A 16,666-nucleotide genomic window follows, 5' to 3' on the forward strand; every position below is an offset into this window, starting at 1 on the left:
AAGCCAGCGATGTTTGATCGGGCCAATGTCGTGCAGCGGGATTTATGGCCAAAAAGAGGGGGCGGATTGTCCGGAATATCTCAAGTTACTGTTTTTGATCGATTTTCTGGATATTGCCCATGGGCAATTCAGCTTTTTCTGGCGCTGAGATAATTCTCGAAGGCCGCCCGCAGGGAACCGTCCGTCAGATCGGCGTCAAAGCTCATCTGCACTTGCTTGCCCTGTTTCTTGACCATGATCCCCCGCTCCCCCTGCGATCGGGCGTAGAGCGTGCCGGTGGTGACCTTGGCGACCTTCGCTGTCGGCTTGGCGGCGCGCATCAGACGTTTGAAAACCTCTTGTGCCTCCACATAGCCACCCTGCCCTTTCGCCGCCCGTGCTTGCGTCTGGGCAAGGAATTTCGCTTCTTCCAGGATCGCCGCGGCCTGCTCCGGCACGTTCATCAGGGGTTTCAGCGCGCGGGCATGTCGTTCACGGATGTCGCGGCGGGTGGCGAAAGCGTCAAGGATATCTTCGGGCAGTTTGGCCAGCGTGAGGTACCGTGACAACCACGGCGGGCTGACTTCCAGCCGTTCCGCCATCGCCTTTTGTTGACCACCGTAATAAAGCTTGATCGCCTGCGCATAGTCCACTGCGCGTTCATAATCAGAGATATCTTCGCGGTCACGATTCTCGATATCGGCGAGGCGGAACGCCTCTTCATCGGTCAGGTCGCGCACTTCGACCAGGTAACGGAATTGCGGGTAGTTATTGGCGCGCAGCCAGCTGACCGCGTAATGGCGCCGCGCGCCGCAGATCACTTCGAAATCGTGGGCTTCGCCGTCAAGCCGACGCACGATGGCAGGGAATTCCTGCTGGCCCTGCGCCTTGATCCCGTCGATCAGGTCACGGCAGTTTTCCGGCGTCAGCAGCGCATAATCGCGGTTGTGCCGTTCCCACATCCGGCAGCGGGCGGGATCGACCAGATGCAGGGTTTTCTCCTGCCGTTCGCCGGTCATCCGTTCGGCGATGGCGGTGGAGCGTTTGAGGAACCGCGCGCCGCCCCGGTCGGGGGTTGCGCCGCGGCTGTCCAGCCCGCTCAGCACATCATCCATGATGGCATCGGTTTTCTTGTTCATAGCAAGCCCTCCTTGCGCAAGCGGCCATGGTGACTGGGCCAGGTCTTGCGGATCAGCAGTTCAATCTCGGCGTTCACCGCGTCCAGATAGGCGCGGCAGCGTTTGTGGGTTTCAGTCCGGGTGCCCGGACCGGTCAGTTCGTAGACCGTGGACAGGTTCGCGGCGGCATTGTCGATCTCGGCGGAGTCCTTCAGCACGGCGGTCATCATATCCATCGGAAACACCGCCTCCATCATCCGCTTGATGGCCTGGTGCGCCGATTTGGCGTCGTTCATCTTTGTCGCTAAGATTTTAACAAAAGAATAATCACGCGCACCCCCAGCACGCGCCAGTTCATCCAAGGTCGCCCCCATCATCTTGAGGAAATGCGCGGTGGAGCCGAAATCGATGTTGTTGGGCGGCGCGGGGATCACCAGCGCATTGGCAGCGCGCAGCACCGAAAGTGACAGCATCCCGAGAGCCGGCGGCGGGTCCATCAGGATCACGTCGAAACTGTCCTTGATAGACTCTATTCCCGCGCGCAAGCGGTCCAGAACAAAGGTACTGTCGCGGGCCATACGGGCGGCGAATTCATACTCCGCATCATAAAGGCCAAGGTTCGCCGGGATCAGCGCGATCCCCGGCCAATAGGTCGCGCGCAGGGCGTAGTGCAGGCTGTCCGGGCCACCGTGGCGGAAGAAGGGGTAAAGCGTGTCGTCGTCTTCATCGACGTCCACATCGGGGTTGAGGCCGAACATCGACGTCGTGCTCGCCTGGCTGTCGCAATCGATGACGCAGACGCGATACCCTTTGAGCGCGAGATATTGGGCGAGGTGGCAGACCATGGTCGATTTGCCAACGCCGCCTTTGAAGTTCTGAATGGCCAGCACCATCGCGGGATCATCGGGCGCGCGGTGGAGCAGGGTGCCGAACACTTGCCGCATGGTGTTGACCTGGGCCAGGGAATATCCGGTGCGGCGGTTGGTGTCGGGGTCTTTTTCAGGGGCGGGCAGGCGTCCGTCGGCTTCGGCGTCGCGGATCAGTTTGTCGCTGCGGCCGACCATGTCGGCGGCCTTGCGGACATTGAACCGCAGATCAAGGGACTTTGCCGCGCCGGGGGCATAGATGCGTTCGCGCAGGCGTTCGATGACGGTGCTGGCGCGGTCGCTGAGGTTGCCAAGCTCCGTCAGGGTGACGGGGGGAAGAACGGGCTGCTGCATTTTTCGCCTCTGATGTATATTTTGGCGAATCATGAAGGATTAGCTGGGGCGGCTCAAGTGTGAAGTTTTTGGCCAACCGGCGAAAAAGGCGGAAATTGAGGGGTGGCGGCGTGGCGTTTGGTATTTGCGGCGGTCTGGCTGAGAATAGCCGTCTTGAACCGCTTCCGAATCCCGAAAAGTAAGTCTTGGTCCTCAGGGTGAGGGTGGGAATAGCGGCTGGCAACCACATTCATCAAAACCCAAATGAAAAAACACCCCTTTGGTTCTGGATTCTGAGTGTTCTTTGTTCAAGGTGCTGGGTGCCCCTGTTTTCAAGGCTCATTCGGCACTAACGCTTACCTGTTGGGGTTGATTGGCCTACCTTTGGGGAGGGATAGACTTACCTTGTGGGAGCGCGCGACTTACAAATGGGGCAGGGTACGCGCCTTACTTTTCGGGTGGCTGCCCAACACCCGTCAGGGAGTGCTAGAATAGCCATGCAGATCAGGGGTTTGCGAATCAGCGTGGCCAGCCGCGGCGATTCTACGCTTACAAATCGGGTGATAGACGGCGGAAACGCCCTGTGATATCTTACGCCTGAGCAGAAACAAATGTAAGAATAGGACGTAAGTCCAGCCATGAGCAAAGCCTACCGCACCGTAGACGCACAGCCAAACGCGCAGACGCTGGTCAAACCCGGTGAGCTGGTCGACCTGGTGGAGGTCACGCCGCTGACGCTGGCGGACAGACGCATTTACAACCAGCTTCTGGAAAACGCCTGGGACGCAATAGAGAAACCGGTGACCCATGTGATCGCGAAGTCCGATCTGCGGGGCTCTCACAATTCCAATGACCGGGTCGGTGCGAGTGTGGAGCGGCTGATGGCCTCCATCGTCAAGGTGCAGGTGGTGCGGGACGGGGAACCCGCGATCGAACGGGTGCAACTGCTGGGCGGCAACGTGGAGACCGCGCGGCGCGACGGGTTGCTGGAATATGAGATCCCGCAGCGGCTGCGGCGGATCATCAAGGACAGCACGGTGTTTGCGCGGCTGCAACGCGAAGTGATGTTCGCGCTGAGTTCAAAATACGCGCTGACGCTGTACGAGATGGTGCAGAAGCGCGGCAATCTGCGCTGGCGGTCGTCGGAAAAGTTCAGCCTTGATGATATGCGCGGGGTGCTGGGGGTGCCGAAGGGCAAGCTGACCTCCTGGTCCAACCTCAAGCTGCGCGCGATTGACCCGGCGGTGGAGGAGGTGTCGGCGCTGTCGGACTACATCGTCGAAGTCGCCCCGGTGAAGACGGGGCGTCGCGTAACCCATGTGGAATTGCGCTGGTGGCGCAAGGATGCCGGTGGGGAGGCGGAAGCGGAGCGGGAGCTTGCGTTTTCCAAGGTGGGGCGCGCGACCCGTGTGCAGGAAAGGGCGAAACCGCGGCCCGGCTGGCTGGATGCCCGCGGTGCCGCGCTCAGACCGGAGACCTACGAGACCGCAAAGCTGCGCTTTCCTGGCTATGATATCTACTTCGTCGAAGGGGCCTGGCGCGATTGGGCGGGGGGCAAGCCGCCCGCGCGTGATCCCGACAAGGCGTACCTCGCGTTTTTCAAGACCTATGCACAGAATAATCCCATTTAGAGACTGAAATTGATGTCTGATGATCCTGCCTATTTCCTCTATCACTCCATCGGGCTGTATCCCGACAAGGCGGCGGAGATGGCCACCGCCCTGGCGCAGTTCGCGCAGGACTGGAGTGCCGTGGATGATGCGCAATGGCCCAATGTGTTGGCGGCCCGTGCCGAATTCCTGGACCTGTGGCGCGGCCTGATCGATGCGCCCGAGGGCACGCTGACCTCGGCCGAGAACGTGACGACGGCGCTGTTTTCGGTGTTGGGCGGGCTGCCGGCAGAACGGTTGCGCGGCAAGAAGGTGCTGATCGCGGCGGATTGCTTTCCGTCGCTGCATTTTCTGCTGTCGGGTATGCAGGACAGGCTGGGGTTCACACTGGAAACCGTGCCTGTCCGGCAGGGGGAGTTCTGGGTTCGGGACGCCGATATGCTATCCGTCTGGGATGCGGATGTGGGGTTGGCAGTGTTGACATTTGTCACCTCGACCGCGTCGCATCGGTGTGATCTGGGGGCGCTGATCGACCATGGGCAAAAGATGGGGTCGGTGATCGGCGTGGACCTGACCCAGGGGATCGGGATCATTCCGTTTTCGCTGAAGGAGTATCCGGCGGATTTCGTGATCTCCACCACGCTGAAATGGCTGTGTGGCACGCCCGGCGCCGGGGTCGTGCAGATGCGCGAAGACCTGATTGCAGAGGTGCGGCCTGAGTTGCGCGGATGGTTCAGCCAGGACAATCCGTTTTCCTGGGATCTGGATGCGTTCGACTATGCCCCGGATGCCCGCCGGTTCGAGCATGGCACGCCGTCTGTTCTGGCCTGTGTCGGGTCGGTTCCCGCGCTGCGCTGGCACGCGGGGCAGGGGGGGCTTCTGGGGCAGAACAGGGAATTGACGGCAGATATTATCGTACGTGCGGCTCAGATGGGTTTGACCCTTGCCTCCCCTTCGGAGGAGGCCCGACGCGGCGGGTCGGTGATGGTGCAGCTGCCAGCCACGACCAATCCGGCGGATGTGGTGGACGGGCTGCGGGCGCGGCGCGTACATGTGGACACACGTGGACAGATTATGCGGCTGTCGCCCGGCGCGGTCACGACACCCGATGGGGTGGAGCAATTGTTTGAAGGGCTGAAAAGTCTTGTTTAGAGACGAAATGGGGAAGACGACATGAGGAAAATAGCCGTTGTGACCGGTGCTGCCGGCGGTCTGGGTCGCGCGATTTCAAAACAGTTGATCGCCGACGGCCTGCAGGTGGTGGGTCTGGATATTGACGCCGATGGATTGGCGGAACTGGGGCAGGCGGATCATTTCGAGGGGATCGTGGTGGACCTGATGGACCCCGGTGCCATTGCCGCCGCGTTCGATCACATCGGTACGGCCCACGGCGGGGTCGACGCGCTGGTGAACAATGCGGGTACCTGTTTCATGTCGGATTTCCCGAATATCCCGGCGGAGGAATTCGAGGCGCAGATGGCGCTGAATTTCTCCGGCGCGTTTCACTGTGCGCAAGCCGCCGTCAAGTTGATGGAAGGGCGCGACGGGGTGCGCAAGATCGTCAATATTTCGTCAAATGGGGCGTATAATTTCGATGCCTTCGATCCGCCGCATTACCGTGCGTCAAAGGCCGCATTGGACACGCTGACCAAGGATCTGGCGCGGCGCTATGCCCGCGACAAGATCAGCGTCAATTCGATTGCGCCGGCAATGACGGAAACGCCGCTGTTCAATGTCGTCAGCGAAGAAGTGCTGGCAGAAGCGATTGCGCAGATGCCGCATGGCGAACCGATGAAGCCGCATCAGGTCGCGGATTGGGTCGGGTTTCTGGTGTCCCCGGCCGGAGACGTGTCGAGCGGGAACGTGATCATCCTGAACCAGGGGCGCGACGTGCGTTGACGGATGGGTAAGGAGATGCGCATACTCTATGTGCATTAGGAGGGCGCATCATGGGTATTCAAGGATCTGGGAAAAAGGCGACCAATGTGACGCTGGATCAGGCGTTGCTGAAGGATGCCAAGGCGCTTGGGGTCAATGTCTCTCAGGCGGCGGAGAAGGGGTTGGACGAGGCGGTGCGCCAAGCCAAAGGTGAGGCATGGCAGCGGGAGAATGCGGAGGCGATGGAAGCCTGGGGCAAATGGGTCGAGGAGAATGGTCTGCCGCTTGAAAAGTACCGCATGTTCTGATGGCGCGATACGACGTTTATCACTTCAACGGCGGATTCGTTGTGGACCTGCAATGCGATTTTGTCACCATACCGGGCAGCCGGGTTGTGGCACCGTTGATCCCTGGCGCGGATGTGCCTGAGACGGTCAGGGGGCTGCATCCGCAGATCGAATTCCGTGATCAACCGCTGGTGCTTGCGACACATCTGCTGGCTGCGACGCCGGTTGGTGCGATGTCGGGCCCGGTGGGCAATTGCAGATCCTATGCCGATGACATTACCCGGGCGCTTGATCTTCTGTTTATCGGCTACTGACTACGCGAACCACTCCGGCGCTTTCTTGAGCACCGGCCATTGTTCCGGGCTGTGGCCGAAAATGACGAAAGCCTTCCGCTCGGCGGCCATCTCCATCAGTCGCGCGCCATGGTGAATCGCCTGATCCACATCCCATGACCCTGCAAATCCCTCGTCAATCTCAGACGCGCGGCTGATCGCGTCGGAGGTCAGCAGAACCCAACCGGTATCCGGCAGGCGCAGCATGAAGGCAAGCTGGCCGGGTGCGTGGCCGGGACAGTGCAGAACCTCGAAATCGGGACCCAGCGTCCTGTCCTCCGATACCTCGATATAGTCCCTGTCGGGCCATTCCATCGGCTGTTTGCCCGACCAATACAGCGGCCGTGGCAGGGCGCGTTCATCGGTGGAAATCAGGATCGGCACGCCGGGAAATCCGTCCATGTCGCCGACGTGATCGATGTGTGTGTGGCTTTGGATCATCAGGGTTATGTCGGTCTTGCGCAGGTCCAGTTTGGCCAGCTGCGCTTCGGGCAGGTTTTCGACCGTTACGGACAGCACGCGGCCAAAGTTCCCCAGTGCGTCTTCTTCGGTCGCGGCGGCGGCATCCACCGCGTATTTCTCAGGAAAGCCGGTGTCGATCAACACCACTTCGCCCGCGTCCGTTTCCACCACGAAACCGCAGATGCCGATGGTGCGCGGGCCTGCGTGGACCTCGAACAGGCCATAATCCAGCACCGCCAGCCGTTTCGGTTTGCCCTTGAGGGTGAAGTGGTTTTTCATGGCCTTATAGGGTGAGGGGGCGCGATGAAAGTCAAGATACACAGGCTGTTTCAATACCTGCTGGAAACGGTGGAGGCGGAGCCGGAGGCGATTGTTGGCTTTTCGTTGTCGGAGTCCCCTAAGCTGGGGGAATTCATGGGGGATCTGGACCCGGAATTGCCGCTGGACTGGAACAACCGCGATTTTCGTGGGCTGCCGGAGTTGCGGACGCATGTGTTACGCCAAGCGGGGTTGGATGGGGTTTTGACGCCGAAGGACGTGCTGATCACCGCCGGCGCGGCAGAGGCAAATTACCTCGCCATCATGCAGACGCTGGAACCGGGCGACCGGATTGTTGTGGAATCCCCCGGCTGGCCGCAGGCGGAGGTGCTGGCGCAGGCCATCGGGGCAGAGATCGTTCGGGTGAACCGCCGGGAGGAAGACGGCTGGCGGCTGCCGCTGGACCGGATGCGCGATGTGGTGACGGCGGACACGAAGATGATCTTCGTCACCAATCCCAACAATCCTACGGGTGACGTGATGGACGCCGCGACCTTGCAGGAGTTGGTGCAGATTGCCGATGGGGCAGGGGCGTGGTTGCTGGTCGATGAGGTCTACGCGGGCCTCGAATGGGACGGGCCGCGCGCGCCGTCGGTGGCGGGGATGTACGCGCGGGGGATCACCACCGGGTCGGTCAGCAAGGCGCTGGGGCTGCAGGGGCTGCGGACGGGGTGGCTGATTTGCCCCGATCCGGGGCTGGTCATGGACGCGGTGATCCTGCGGGAGAATTCATCGGAGATCATGAACATCATGGGTGAGGTGATTGCGGAGATCGCCTTGAGGCCCGCGCGATTGGCCCCGGCGATGGAGAAGGCGCGGGCCGAAGGTGCCGCCAATCTGGCGGAGATGAACGACTGGGTTGCGGATCAGGAACATCTGTCTTGGATACCGCCGCGCGCGGGGTTGATCGGGCTGGGCAGGTTGCCTGAAGGGCTGGACAGTGACGCATTTGCGACGCGGCTGCTGGACGATCCCTACCGCACGTTCCTGCTGCCCGGCAGTGCCTATCACGAGCCGCATCACATCCGGCTGGGTGTTGGCGGCGGGGCAGGGGTGAACCTTGGCAAGGGCTTAACGCGGGTGGCGCAGGCGTTGAAAGACTGGAAGGACGGCGCATGGAATTGATCGACGGGCATCACCATTTGTGGGCACCGCAGACGCCGGAACTGGATGTGGGTTATGGGTGGCTGAAGGACATTGGGGCGATGAAACCTTTCGGCGATCCGACACCGATCCAGCGGGATTATCTGCTGCCGGAGTTTCTGGGGGAGGCCGCGCCGCGTACTCTTGCCGGATCGGTGCATGTACAGGCGGACCCAAAGATACCCGACCCGGTGGCGGAGACCGCGTTCATTCAGAAGATCAGCGATGACAGCAGGCATCCGATTATGATTGTCGGCTTCGTGGACCTGACAGCGGTCGATGCGGCAAAGCAGATTGAAAGGCACACCGCCCACAAGAACCTGCGCGGCATTCGCCAGATCATCTCCCATTTGCCGGAGCGGCCCGAGATCAGCTTTGCCGCGACCAACCTGCTGGATGATCCGGCATGGCGCGCGCATTATGCGCTGCTTGCCGACCATGGGCTGCGGTTTGATCTGCAGCTTTACCCCGAACAGATGATGCAGGCGGCGGAGTTTCTGAACGATCATCCGGACATCCCGGTGGTGATTGATCACATGGGCTCCCCCTATGATCCGCAAAACCTCAGCCTTTGGGCGCAAGGCATGGGCGCACTGGCGGCGCTGCCGCATGTCAGCGTGAAGCTATCGGGCTATGCGATGTTCTTTGGCCCACATCTGCAAGGCGCTGCGCAGCGGGTGACGCAGGAGATCCTTACCGGGTTCGGCCCAGAACGGGTGATGTTCGGCAGTAATTTCCCGGTGGACAGCCTGCATCTGACCTATCCCGCGCTGCTTGATTTCGTGGAAGACGAGGTAGGCGCGGACGCGCAGGCGCGCGCGGCGGTCATGGGGGGCACGGCCCGCGCATTTTATCAGTTCTGATAGCGCAAGCAGGGGTCGCGCCTGCGGTGACGTAGGGGTATACACACCCCAAGGGGATACCGGCCGTATGGCCAAGGGAAGACAGGGGAAAAGACATGCCAACCTATGATGAAACCTACGCGGCATGGGCTGCTGATCCACAGGCATTCTGGGCCGAAGCCGCGAAGGACATTGATTGGTTCACGCCCGCCGCGCAGGTTCTGAACCCTGACAAGGGCGTCTATGGCCGCTGGTTTGATGGTGCCACCTGCAACACCTGCTACAACGCCATCGACCGTCATGTGGAGGCGGGGCATGGCGACCGGCTGGCAGTGATCTACGACAGCCCGGTGACCGAGACGGTGCAGCGGTTCACCTATGCGCAAGCCCAGCAGCAGATCAGCGCGCTGGCCCATGTGCTGCGCGGCATGGGCGTGACGAAGGGCGACCGGGTCGTCATCTACATGCCGATGGTGCCGCAGGCGGTCTTCGCCATGCTGGCCTGCGCGCGGCTGGGCGCGGTGCATTCGGTTGTCTTTGGCGGCTTTGCGGCCAAGGAACTGGCGACGCGGATTGATGATGCGGCGCCCAAGGTGATCATCTCCGCCTCCTGCGGGATCGAACCGGGGCGGGTGATTGCCTACAAACCCCTGCTGGATGAAGCGATCGAGATGTCGGCGTCCAAGCCAAGCGGGTGCGTGATCCTGCAGCGGGAGAAGCAGACCTGTGATCTGACCGAAGGCCGCGACGTGGATTATGCCGCTGCCGTTGAAGCGGCGATTGCAGCAGGGCAGGGCACGGAATGTGTGCCCGTCGCCGCGACTGATCCGCTCTATATCCTCTATACCTCCGGCACGACGGGCCAGCCCAAAGGCGTGGTGCGCGACAACGGCGGGCACATGGTCGCGCTGAAATGGTCGATGCCGAATATCTATGACATTGCCCCCGGCGAGGTGTTCTGGGCCGCGTCGGATGTGGGGTGGGTCGTGGGCCATTCCTACATCTGCTACGCGCCGCTGCTGCATGGCTGCACGACGCTTGTGTACGAAGGCAAGCCCGTGGGCACGCCGGATGCCGGTGCGTTCTGGCGGGTGATGCAGGACCATGACGTGGTGTCGCTGTTCACGGCCCCGACGGCGTTTCGTGCGATCAAGAAGGAAGATCCAAAGGGCGCGCTGCTGGCCGACTACGATCTGAGCAAGTTGCGGTCGTTGTTCCTGGCGGGCGAACGGTCTGATCCCGCGACAATCGAATGGGCGCAGGAGAAACTGGGGGTGCCCGTGATCGACCATTGGTGGCAGACGGAGACGGGCTGGACCATCTCCGGCAATCCGCTGGGCCTTGGCATGTTGCCGGTGAAACTCGGCTCTCCGGGCAAGCCGATGCCGGGGTATGACATTCACGTGCTGGACGACGCGGGCAAGCCTGTTCCGCCCGGCACGCTGGGCAACATCGTGTGCAAACTGCCGCTGCCGCCTTCGGTCTTCCCGACCCTGTGGAACGCGGAGGAACGGTTCCTGTCGTCCTACATGAACGATTTTCCGGGGTACTACGCGACCTCTGATGCGGGGATCGTCGATGAGGATGGCTATCTGTTCATCATGGCGCGGACCGATGACATCATCAACGTGGCGGGCCACCGCCTGAGCACGGGCGCGATGGAGGAAGTGCTGGCCAGCCATCCCGACATCGCCGAATGCGCGGTCGTGGGCAAGGCGGATGACCTGAAAGGGCAGATGCCGCTGGGGCTTTACGTGACCAACGATGGCGCGGGGCGTGATGCGGCGGAGCTGGAGAAGGAATTGGTGCAACTGGTCCGGCAGAAAATCGGAGCGGTGGCAGCCTTCAAGACCGCGGTGGAGGTCAAGCGCCTGCCGAAAACCCGGTCCGGCAAGGTGCTGCGCGGGACGGTCCAGAAGATCGCGGATGCGGCGGAGTTCAAGATGCCAGCGGCGATTGATGATCCTGCGATCCTCGATGAAATTTCCGAGGCGCTGGATGCGCGCAAACTGATTGGATAGGCAATGATTGAACGGATGCACACGGGCGTAAGGTCCAGCAAGATCGTGAAACACAATGGCGTCGTTTACCTGACCGGGCAGGTGGGCGAAGGCGCCGATATCACGGAGCAGACGATTGAATGTCTGTCCCGCGTGGATGCCTTGCTGAAGGAGGCGGGATCAAGCCGAGAGCACATGCTTCAGGTGGAGATCTGGCTTGCGGATATGGCCGACTTTGCGGCGATGAACGAGGTCTGGAACGCCTGGGTGCCAGAGGGCCACGCGCCCGCGCGGGCCTGCGGCGAGGCAAAGCTGGCGCGTGATGTGCTGAAGGTTGAGATGATTGTGACGGCGGCGGTTATTGAGTGAGCGCACGCCTGTTGCTGATGATGTACCGGGTATTTGAAAAAGGATGAAGGGGCGGGGTGTGCCTTCATGTGAGGATCGGGCCTAGAGGTTACGTTAGAGCCTGTTTTTGGGAGAAACCTATGACCATCACCCCCCTAGGTATTGATCCTGCGCAGTGTTTCATCGGGGGCGATTGGATCGTGCCGATGGGCGCAGACACGCTGGATTTGATCAACCCGTCGGACGGCAGCACCCTGTGCGCGATTGCACGGGGGCAGGCGGAGGATATCGACCGGGCGGTCGCGGCAGCCGAAGCGGCGCTGGACGGCGATTGGGGACGCGCGACAGCCGTCGAACGGGGGCGCGTATTGGCCCGGATCGGCGCGCTGGTGCTGGAGAACATCGAGGAATTGGCGCGGCTGGAAGCGCTGGACGTGGGCAAGCCGCTGACGCAGGCGCGCGCGGATGTCATCGCGCTGGCGCGATACATGGAGTTCTACGCAGGGGCCGCCGACAAGCTGCATGGGGCGACCATTCCCTATCTGGACGGGTACACCGTCTATACCCTGCGCGAACCGCACGGGGTGACGGGGCATATCATCCCGTGGAATTATCCGATGCAGATCATCGGGCGGTCTGTCGGCGCTGCCCTGGCCGTGGGCAATTCTTGCGTGTTGAAACCGGCGGAAGAGGCTTGTCTGACCGCGCTGGCTTTCGCCGAACTGGCACATCGCGCCGGTTTGCCTGCCGGGGCTTTGAACGTGGTGCCGGGGATCGGCGCGGAAGCCGGTGCAGCGTTGAGCGCGCATCAGGGCGTGCAACACATGTCCTTCACCGGGTCGGTGGGCGTCGGCAAGCTTATCCAGACGGCGGCGGCGCAGAATGTCGTGCCGGTCACGCTGGAGCTGGGCGGAAAATCCCCGCAGCTGGTCTTTGACGATGCGGATGTGGATGCCGCTTTGCCGTTTCTGGTGAACGCCGGGATACAGAACGCGGGGCAGACCTGTTCGGCGTCCAGCCGCATTCTGGTGCACCGCAGCCGGTATGATGAGGTCGTGAGCAAGATGGCCGCGCGGTATGGGGCTTTGCGCGCGGGGCCTGCGATGGATGATCTTGAGGTGGGACCCTTGGTGTCCGCCCGTCAGCGCGAGATCGTTGAGGGATTTATTGCCAAGGGCGGTGATCTTGAAGTCGCAGGGCAGGGGCAGATCGTGGCGGATGCGCCCACGGGCGGTTCCTATGTCGCGCCCACGTTGTTTGCGGGCGTCACACCGGATCACACACTTGCACAGGATGAAATCTTTGGTCCCGTGCAAGTCGTCATCCCCTTCGAGGATGAAGCGCAGGCGGTGCAGATCGCCAATGGCACCGCCTTCGGCCTTGTCGCCTCCGTCTGGTCTGACAGCGGCGCGCGGCAGATGCGGCTGGCCAAACGGCTGCGCGCAGGGCAGGTGTTCATCAACAACTACGGGGCCGGGGGCGGTGTGGAACTGCCCTTTGGCGGCACCGGGCTGTCGGGGCACGGACGCGAAAAAGGGTTCGAGGCGCTGTATGGCTTCACCGCGCTCAAGACGGTGGCAGCCTATCATGGGGGAACGGAATGAGACTGAATGGAAAGACCGCAATCGTGACAGGCGGCGCGTCAGGCTTTGGCGCGGGGATCGTGCGCAAGTTCGTGGCCGAAGGCGCGCGGGTGATGATCGCCGATCTGAACACCGACATGGCGCAAGAGGTCGCGTCAGAGGTCGGCGGCGACGTGCGTGTCGTGCAGGCCAATGTGGCGCAGGGCGCGGACGTCGAAGCCATGGGTCAGACCACGCTGGAAGCCTTTGGCCGCATCGACATTCTGGTGAACAACGCCGGCACCACCCATCTGCCAAGCCCTATGGAGGACGTGACGGAGGAAGATTTCGACAAGGTCTTCGCGGTCAATTGCAAGTCCGTCTACCTCACCGCGCGCACCATCGTGCCGGTGATGAAAGCGCAGGGGTCTGGCGTGATCCTGAACATCGCGTCCACGGCCGGGGTCAGTCCGCGCCCGCGGCTGAACTGGTACAACGCCTCCAAGGGATGGATGAACAACGCCACCAAGGGGATGGCGGTGGAACTGGCCCCCGAAGGCATCCGCGTCAACGCGCTGAACCCCGTGGCGGGGGAGACGCCGCTGCTGAAAAGCTTCATGGGGGAAGACACGCCGGAGATGCGCGCGAAGTTTCTTGCGACCATCCCGCTGGGCCGCTTTTCCACGGCGGAGGATATGGGCAACGCGGCCTGCTACCTGTGTTCGGACGAGGCGAGCATGATCACCGGCGTCTGCATGGAGGTGGACGGCGGGCGGTGTATCTAGGACCTAGTGGCCGTAAAGGGCAGAGTAGATGCCAAACGCCCCGACCACGATCAGGCTGAGCGCCCAGAGGATATCGAGGTTGAACCAGGTCTTCGACAGGAACCGCAGGCCCAGCCAGAAATAGATCACCGTGGCAATCACACCGCCGACCAGCGTCATCGCAAAGGTATGTGCCGCCGCCACGGCAAAGGCGATGGTGACATTGCTGCCCATCAGCGCCTGCGCGGCCAGATGCCCGGTTTCATCCGCCCCAATCGCGCAGATCCCCAGAAAGATCGGCACCAGCATCAGCCCCGCCCCGTGCGCCGTTGCCGCAAGGAATGACCAAAGCGCCAGCCGCGCGGGATGCACTCGCGCCAGGATTTTGGGATGTCGTCGGTTGATCAGAAGATAGGTGCCCATAGCAATCACCAACAGGCCCGCGCCGACACGGATTTCGACCTCCCATTCGACCAGCACGATCATCAGCGAAAACGGCAGCAAGATGCCGATCATGGCCAGGAAATGCCCCACGGCCAGCAGCCCAAGCGCGCGGGGCAGGGCGGTGTGTTTCCGCTCCATCAGGGCGGCGGAGACGGCCAGTGGCCAGCCCATGCCGGGATTGATCCCGTGATAGACGCCAGAAAAAATGACGGCCCACCAAAGGGCCGCCACAGATGTTTCGTCTAGCATCGTTTAGACAGAAGGATAGCAGAAACTGTCGGTGGAACAGTCACCTCCCTCAAGGCGGATCTGGTGCGAACGCAGACCCTTGGGGAAGTCGATGTAGAAATCCTTGTTCAGCGTCAGACCGCCGTTTTCGCCCACATCGGCCATGACCATCTGCCCGCCTTCATCGTCGGGATAGAACTGATCATCCCACGTGGAGTAAAGCGAGTTGGTCCAGTAGACCCGCTTGCCGTCGCGGCTGATCTCGACCATCTGGGGGCCGTAGGCAAAGTCCTTGCCGTTGGGGTGCTTTGCCCCGCGCGCGATCCCGCCCAGTTCGACCTTGCCCGCCAGCACCGGCTTCATCGGGTCGGAGACGTCATACTGGTGCATCTCCCCCAGACCCCAGCAGGCGACATACAGGTATTTGTCGTCAAGGCTCAGGTCGATGTCGGTGACCAGCGGTGGCACGGCCTCAAAGCCCTGCAGCAGTGGCGGCAGGTTTTCCGGCTTTTCGGGGCGCGGGTCGATGGTGATGGTCTTTTTCGCCTGCCACTTGCCCTTGTCATCGCGCCACCAGGTAAAGATCGACCCTTGCAGGTTGGTGGTATCGACCACCACGCCGCAGAAGCCATAGGATTTCGTCGGATCATGGGCGGGCCGGATTTCCAGCGCCATCTGGTGATTTTCGCCCAGGTCGATCGTCTGGATGTTCTTGCGCGCGCGCAGGTCCCAGAAATGGATCGAATGGCCGTACTTGTTGCTCAGCAGATCCTCGGCGACGATCCCGCCTTCGAACTGCGGCGGCAGGCCCCATTCGGAACTGACCATGTAATCCTGCGGCAGGTTCCACCAGAAGTCGTAATGCTTGTCCTGCTTGCCCCGGTCCATCTCGTACTGGCCGATGATCTCGAAGGTTTCGCAATCCATGATGAAGATGCCCGGAGGGCCGTCCGTGCCGTCCTTGCCGCCGCCGCCCAGGCAGGAAACATAGATGCCTTCGGGGCCGCAATGGATGGTATGGGGGCGGGAATAGCCGGTCTTGGCAAACAGCTCCTCGGGTTCGATCGTCTTGTGGATCTTCGCCTTCAGCGGCTCTTTCACGTCGATGACGTAAATGCGCGAAGACCGGATGCCGGGAACAATCAGATAGCGGCGTTCAAGAAACGCGTGGCCCGTCAGGGGCGACAGCGAAGACGAACAGGCATTCCAGCCGAAGTGGTGAAATTCGTCGCCCTTGTTGGGCACGATCACCTGATGAACAATCTCGCCATAGGTCTTTGAGCCGGGTTTGAGGTCAATGACCGCGATCCCGTCGGACTGCGACCCATCGGGGCTGAGCATGACGGTAAAGGCAAAATTCTCCACCGGGGCCTGCATGGCAAGCTTGGGTGAGGCGTGAAATGTCGGGTCCGGTCTTAAGTTCATAGTTTCCTCCCATAAAACTAAGGTAATGTCGCAGCCTTTTGGGCCACCGTCTTTGGCTTGGCTGTCGTTCTCTTATTGCAGGGGGGCGCGGAGGTGCCGGGCCGTTGCCGTGGATCGATCAGAAAGCTTTTCCCTTCAAGGCTCCCCACAACAGGGAATCCCATGCCCACTATGGCGCGAATATGAAATCTGGCAATTTGTTTTTGAATCCGCTTAAAAATCAGAATATTATTCTGTAAGACGCATTATGGTAAATACGTTGTCCCCGTAACCGCCAAAACAGGATCGTGTTGATGCAACCGCTCAAAACCTCAGCCGCGCAGCTGGTCGCCGCCGCGCGCGCGCGAATCGAAGAAATTGAAACGCCCGATCTGATCGCCATGGTGGATGATCCCGACGTGGTGATCGTCGACCTCCGCGATCCGCGCGAACGTCAGCGGACCGGGTACATTCCCGGCGCATTTCACGCCCCGCGCGGCATGATCGAATTCTGGGTCGATCCGGAAAGCCCCTATCACAAGGACGTCTTTGCGCAGGAGGGCAAGAAATACGTCTTTCACTGCGCCTCGGGGTGGCGATCCGCGCTGACGGTAGCCACCTTGCAAGACATGGGGTTCGCGGCCGCGCACTTGAAAGACGGGTTTTCCGCCTGGGAAAAACACGGCGGCCCTGTTGCGCGGGACGGGGACGCCGCATAGCACGCCAGATCCACTTCACGACCACAGAT

General features: G+C 61.5%; 17 protein-coding genes. 12 read left to right on the forward strand and 5 right to left on the reverse strand.

The window, feature by feature from the left end; translation table 11 throughout:
- Window positions 1–128: 128 nt before the first annotated feature.
- Both AB4X18_RS21380 and AB4X18_RS21385 read right to left on the reverse strand, forming a co-directional pair.
- Window positions 129–1,118, reverse strand: a complete 990-nt coding sequence (locus AB4X18_RS21380; protein WP_370402771.1) for a ParB/RepB/Spo0J family partition protein — start codon at window positions 1,116–1,118, stop codon at window positions 129–131.
- Window positions 1,115–2,317, reverse strand: a complete 1,203-nt coding sequence (locus AB4X18_RS21385) for an AAA family ATPase (RefSeq protein ID WP_370402770.1) — start codon at window positions 2,315–2,317, stop codon at window positions 1,115–1,117. The genes AB4X18_RS21380 and AB4X18_RS21385 overlap by 4 nt, the downstream gene beginning before the upstream one ends.
- Before the next feature lie 617 nt (window positions 2,318–2,934).
- On the opposite strand from AB4X18_RS21385, the gene AB4X18_RS21390 reads away from it, so the two are divergent.
- Genes AB4X18_RS21390 through AB4X18_RS21410 form a run of 5 tightly spaced genes read left to right on the forward strand, consistent with a single transcriptional unit; the run spans window position 2,935 to window position 6,385 of the window.
- Window positions 2,935–3,927 carry a replication initiation protein gene (locus AB4X18_RS21390; RefSeq protein ID WP_370402769.1) on the forward strand — a complete coding sequence of 331 codons (993 nt, stop codon included), beginning with the start codon at window positions 2,935–2,937 and terminating at the stop codon, window positions 3,925–3,927.
- A gap of 12 nt (window positions 3,928–3,939) precedes the next feature.
- Window positions 3,940–5,058 (forward strand): aminotransferase class V-fold PLP-dependent enzyme, encoded by a 1,119-nt coding sequence (locus tag AB4X18_RS21395; RefSeq protein ID WP_432817457.1) that lies wholly within the window; start codon window positions 3,940–3,942, stop codon window positions 5,056–5,058.
- Between the two features lie 21 nt (window positions 5,059–5,079).
- Entirely contained in the window at window positions 5,080–5,805 is a 726-nt protein-coding gene (locus AB4X18_RS21400; RefSeq protein ID WP_432817458.1) for an SDR family NAD(P)-dependent oxidoreductase, read from the forward strand.
- 50 nt (window positions 5,806–5,855) lie between these two features.
- Window positions 5,856–6,092, forward strand: a complete 237-nt coding sequence (locus AB4X18_RS21405) for a type II toxin-antitoxin system CcdA family antitoxin (protein WP_370402765.1) — start codon at window positions 5,856–5,858, stop codon at window positions 6,090–6,092.
- Window positions 6,092–6,385, forward strand: coding sequence for a CcdB family protein (locus tag AB4X18_RS21410; RefSeq protein WP_370402764.1), 294 nt, complete (start codon window positions 6,092–6,094; stop codon window positions 6,383–6,385). Before AB4X18_RS21405 ends, AB4X18_RS21410 begins: the two co-directional genes overlap by 1 nt.
- Here the strand turns inward: AB4X18_RS21410 and AB4X18_RS21415 are convergent, their stop codons facing one another.
- The gene (locus AB4X18_RS21415) at window positions 6,386–7,144 is read right to left on the reverse strand and encodes an MBL fold metallo-hydrolase (RefSeq protein WP_370402763.1); all 759 of its coding nucleotides are present in this window, start codon (window positions 7,142–7,144) and stop codon (window positions 6,386–6,388) included.
- Between the two features lie 24 nt (window positions 7,145–7,168).
- Between AB4X18_RS21415 and AB4X18_RS21420 the strand changes: the two genes are divergently transcribed.
- The 6 genes from AB4X18_RS21420 to AB4X18_RS21445 all read left to right on the forward strand — a co-directional run bounded on the left by AB4X18_RS21420 (window position 7,169) and on the right by AB4X18_RS21445 (window position 13,863).
- Window positions 7,169–8,308 (forward strand): aminotransferase class I/II-fold pyridoxal phosphate-dependent enzyme, encoded by a 1,140-nt coding sequence (locus AB4X18_RS21420; RefSeq protein ID WP_432817459.1) that lies wholly within the window; start codon window positions 7,169–7,171, stop codon window positions 8,306–8,308.
- Window positions 8,299–9,189 (forward strand): amidohydrolase family protein, encoded by an 891-nt coding sequence (locus tag AB4X18_RS21425; protein WP_370402761.1) that lies wholly within the window; start codon window positions 8,299–8,301, stop codon window positions 9,187–9,189. The genes AB4X18_RS21420 and AB4X18_RS21425 overlap by 10 nt, the downstream gene beginning before the upstream one ends.
- Before the next feature lie 95 nt (window positions 9,190–9,284).
- Complete coding sequence (locus AB4X18_RS21430) at window positions 9,285–11,189, forward strand: propionyl-CoA synthetase (RefSeq protein WP_370402760.1); 1,905 nt, start codon at window positions 9,285–9,287, stop codon at window positions 11,187–11,189.
- A gap of 3 nt (window positions 11,190–11,192) precedes the next feature.
- Complete coding sequence (locus AB4X18_RS21435) at window positions 11,193–11,537, forward strand: RidA family protein (RefSeq protein WP_370402759.1); 345 nt, start codon at window positions 11,193–11,195, stop codon at window positions 11,535–11,537.
- Between the two features lie 119 nt (window positions 11,538–11,656).
- Entirely contained in the window at window positions 11,657–13,120 is a 1,464-nt protein-coding gene (locus AB4X18_RS21440) for an aldehyde dehydrogenase family protein (RefSeq protein ID WP_370402758.1), read from the forward strand.
- Window positions 13,117–13,863, forward strand: a complete 747-nt coding sequence (locus tag AB4X18_RS21445; RefSeq protein ID WP_370402757.1) for an SDR family oxidoreductase — start codon at window positions 13,117–13,119, stop codon at window positions 13,861–13,863. Before AB4X18_RS21440 ends, AB4X18_RS21445 begins: the two co-directional genes overlap by 4 nt.
- Window positions 13,864–13,866: 3 nt before the next feature.
- Here the strand turns inward: AB4X18_RS21445 and AB4X18_RS21450 are convergent, their stop codons facing one another.
- Entirely contained in the window at window positions 13,867–14,535 is a 669-nt protein-coding gene (locus AB4X18_RS21450; RefSeq protein ID WP_370402756.1) for a hypothetical protein, read from the reverse strand.
- A 3-nt stretch (window positions 14,536–14,538) separates the two neighbouring features.
- Window positions 14,539–15,939: a selenium-binding protein SBP56-related protein gene (locus tag AB4X18_RS21455; RefSeq protein ID WP_370402755.1), complete on the reverse strand. Its 1,401-nt coding sequence runs from the start codon at window positions 15,937–15,939 to the stop codon at window positions 14,539–14,541.
- 293 nt (window positions 15,940–16,232) lie between these two features.
- Here AB4X18_RS21455 and AB4X18_RS21460 point away from each other — a divergent pair, with 293 nt between their 5' ends.
- Entirely contained in the window at window positions 16,233–16,637 is a 405-nt protein-coding gene (locus AB4X18_RS21460; RefSeq protein ID WP_370402754.1) for a rhodanese-like domain-containing protein, read from the forward strand.
- Window positions 16,638–16,666 lie beyond the last annotated feature (29 nt).

It is taken from the genome of Sulfitobacter rhodophyticola (assembly GCF_041281685.2).
Lineage (GTDB): Bacteria > Pseudomonadota > Alphaproteobacteria > Rhodobacterales > Rhodobacteraceae > Sulfitobacter.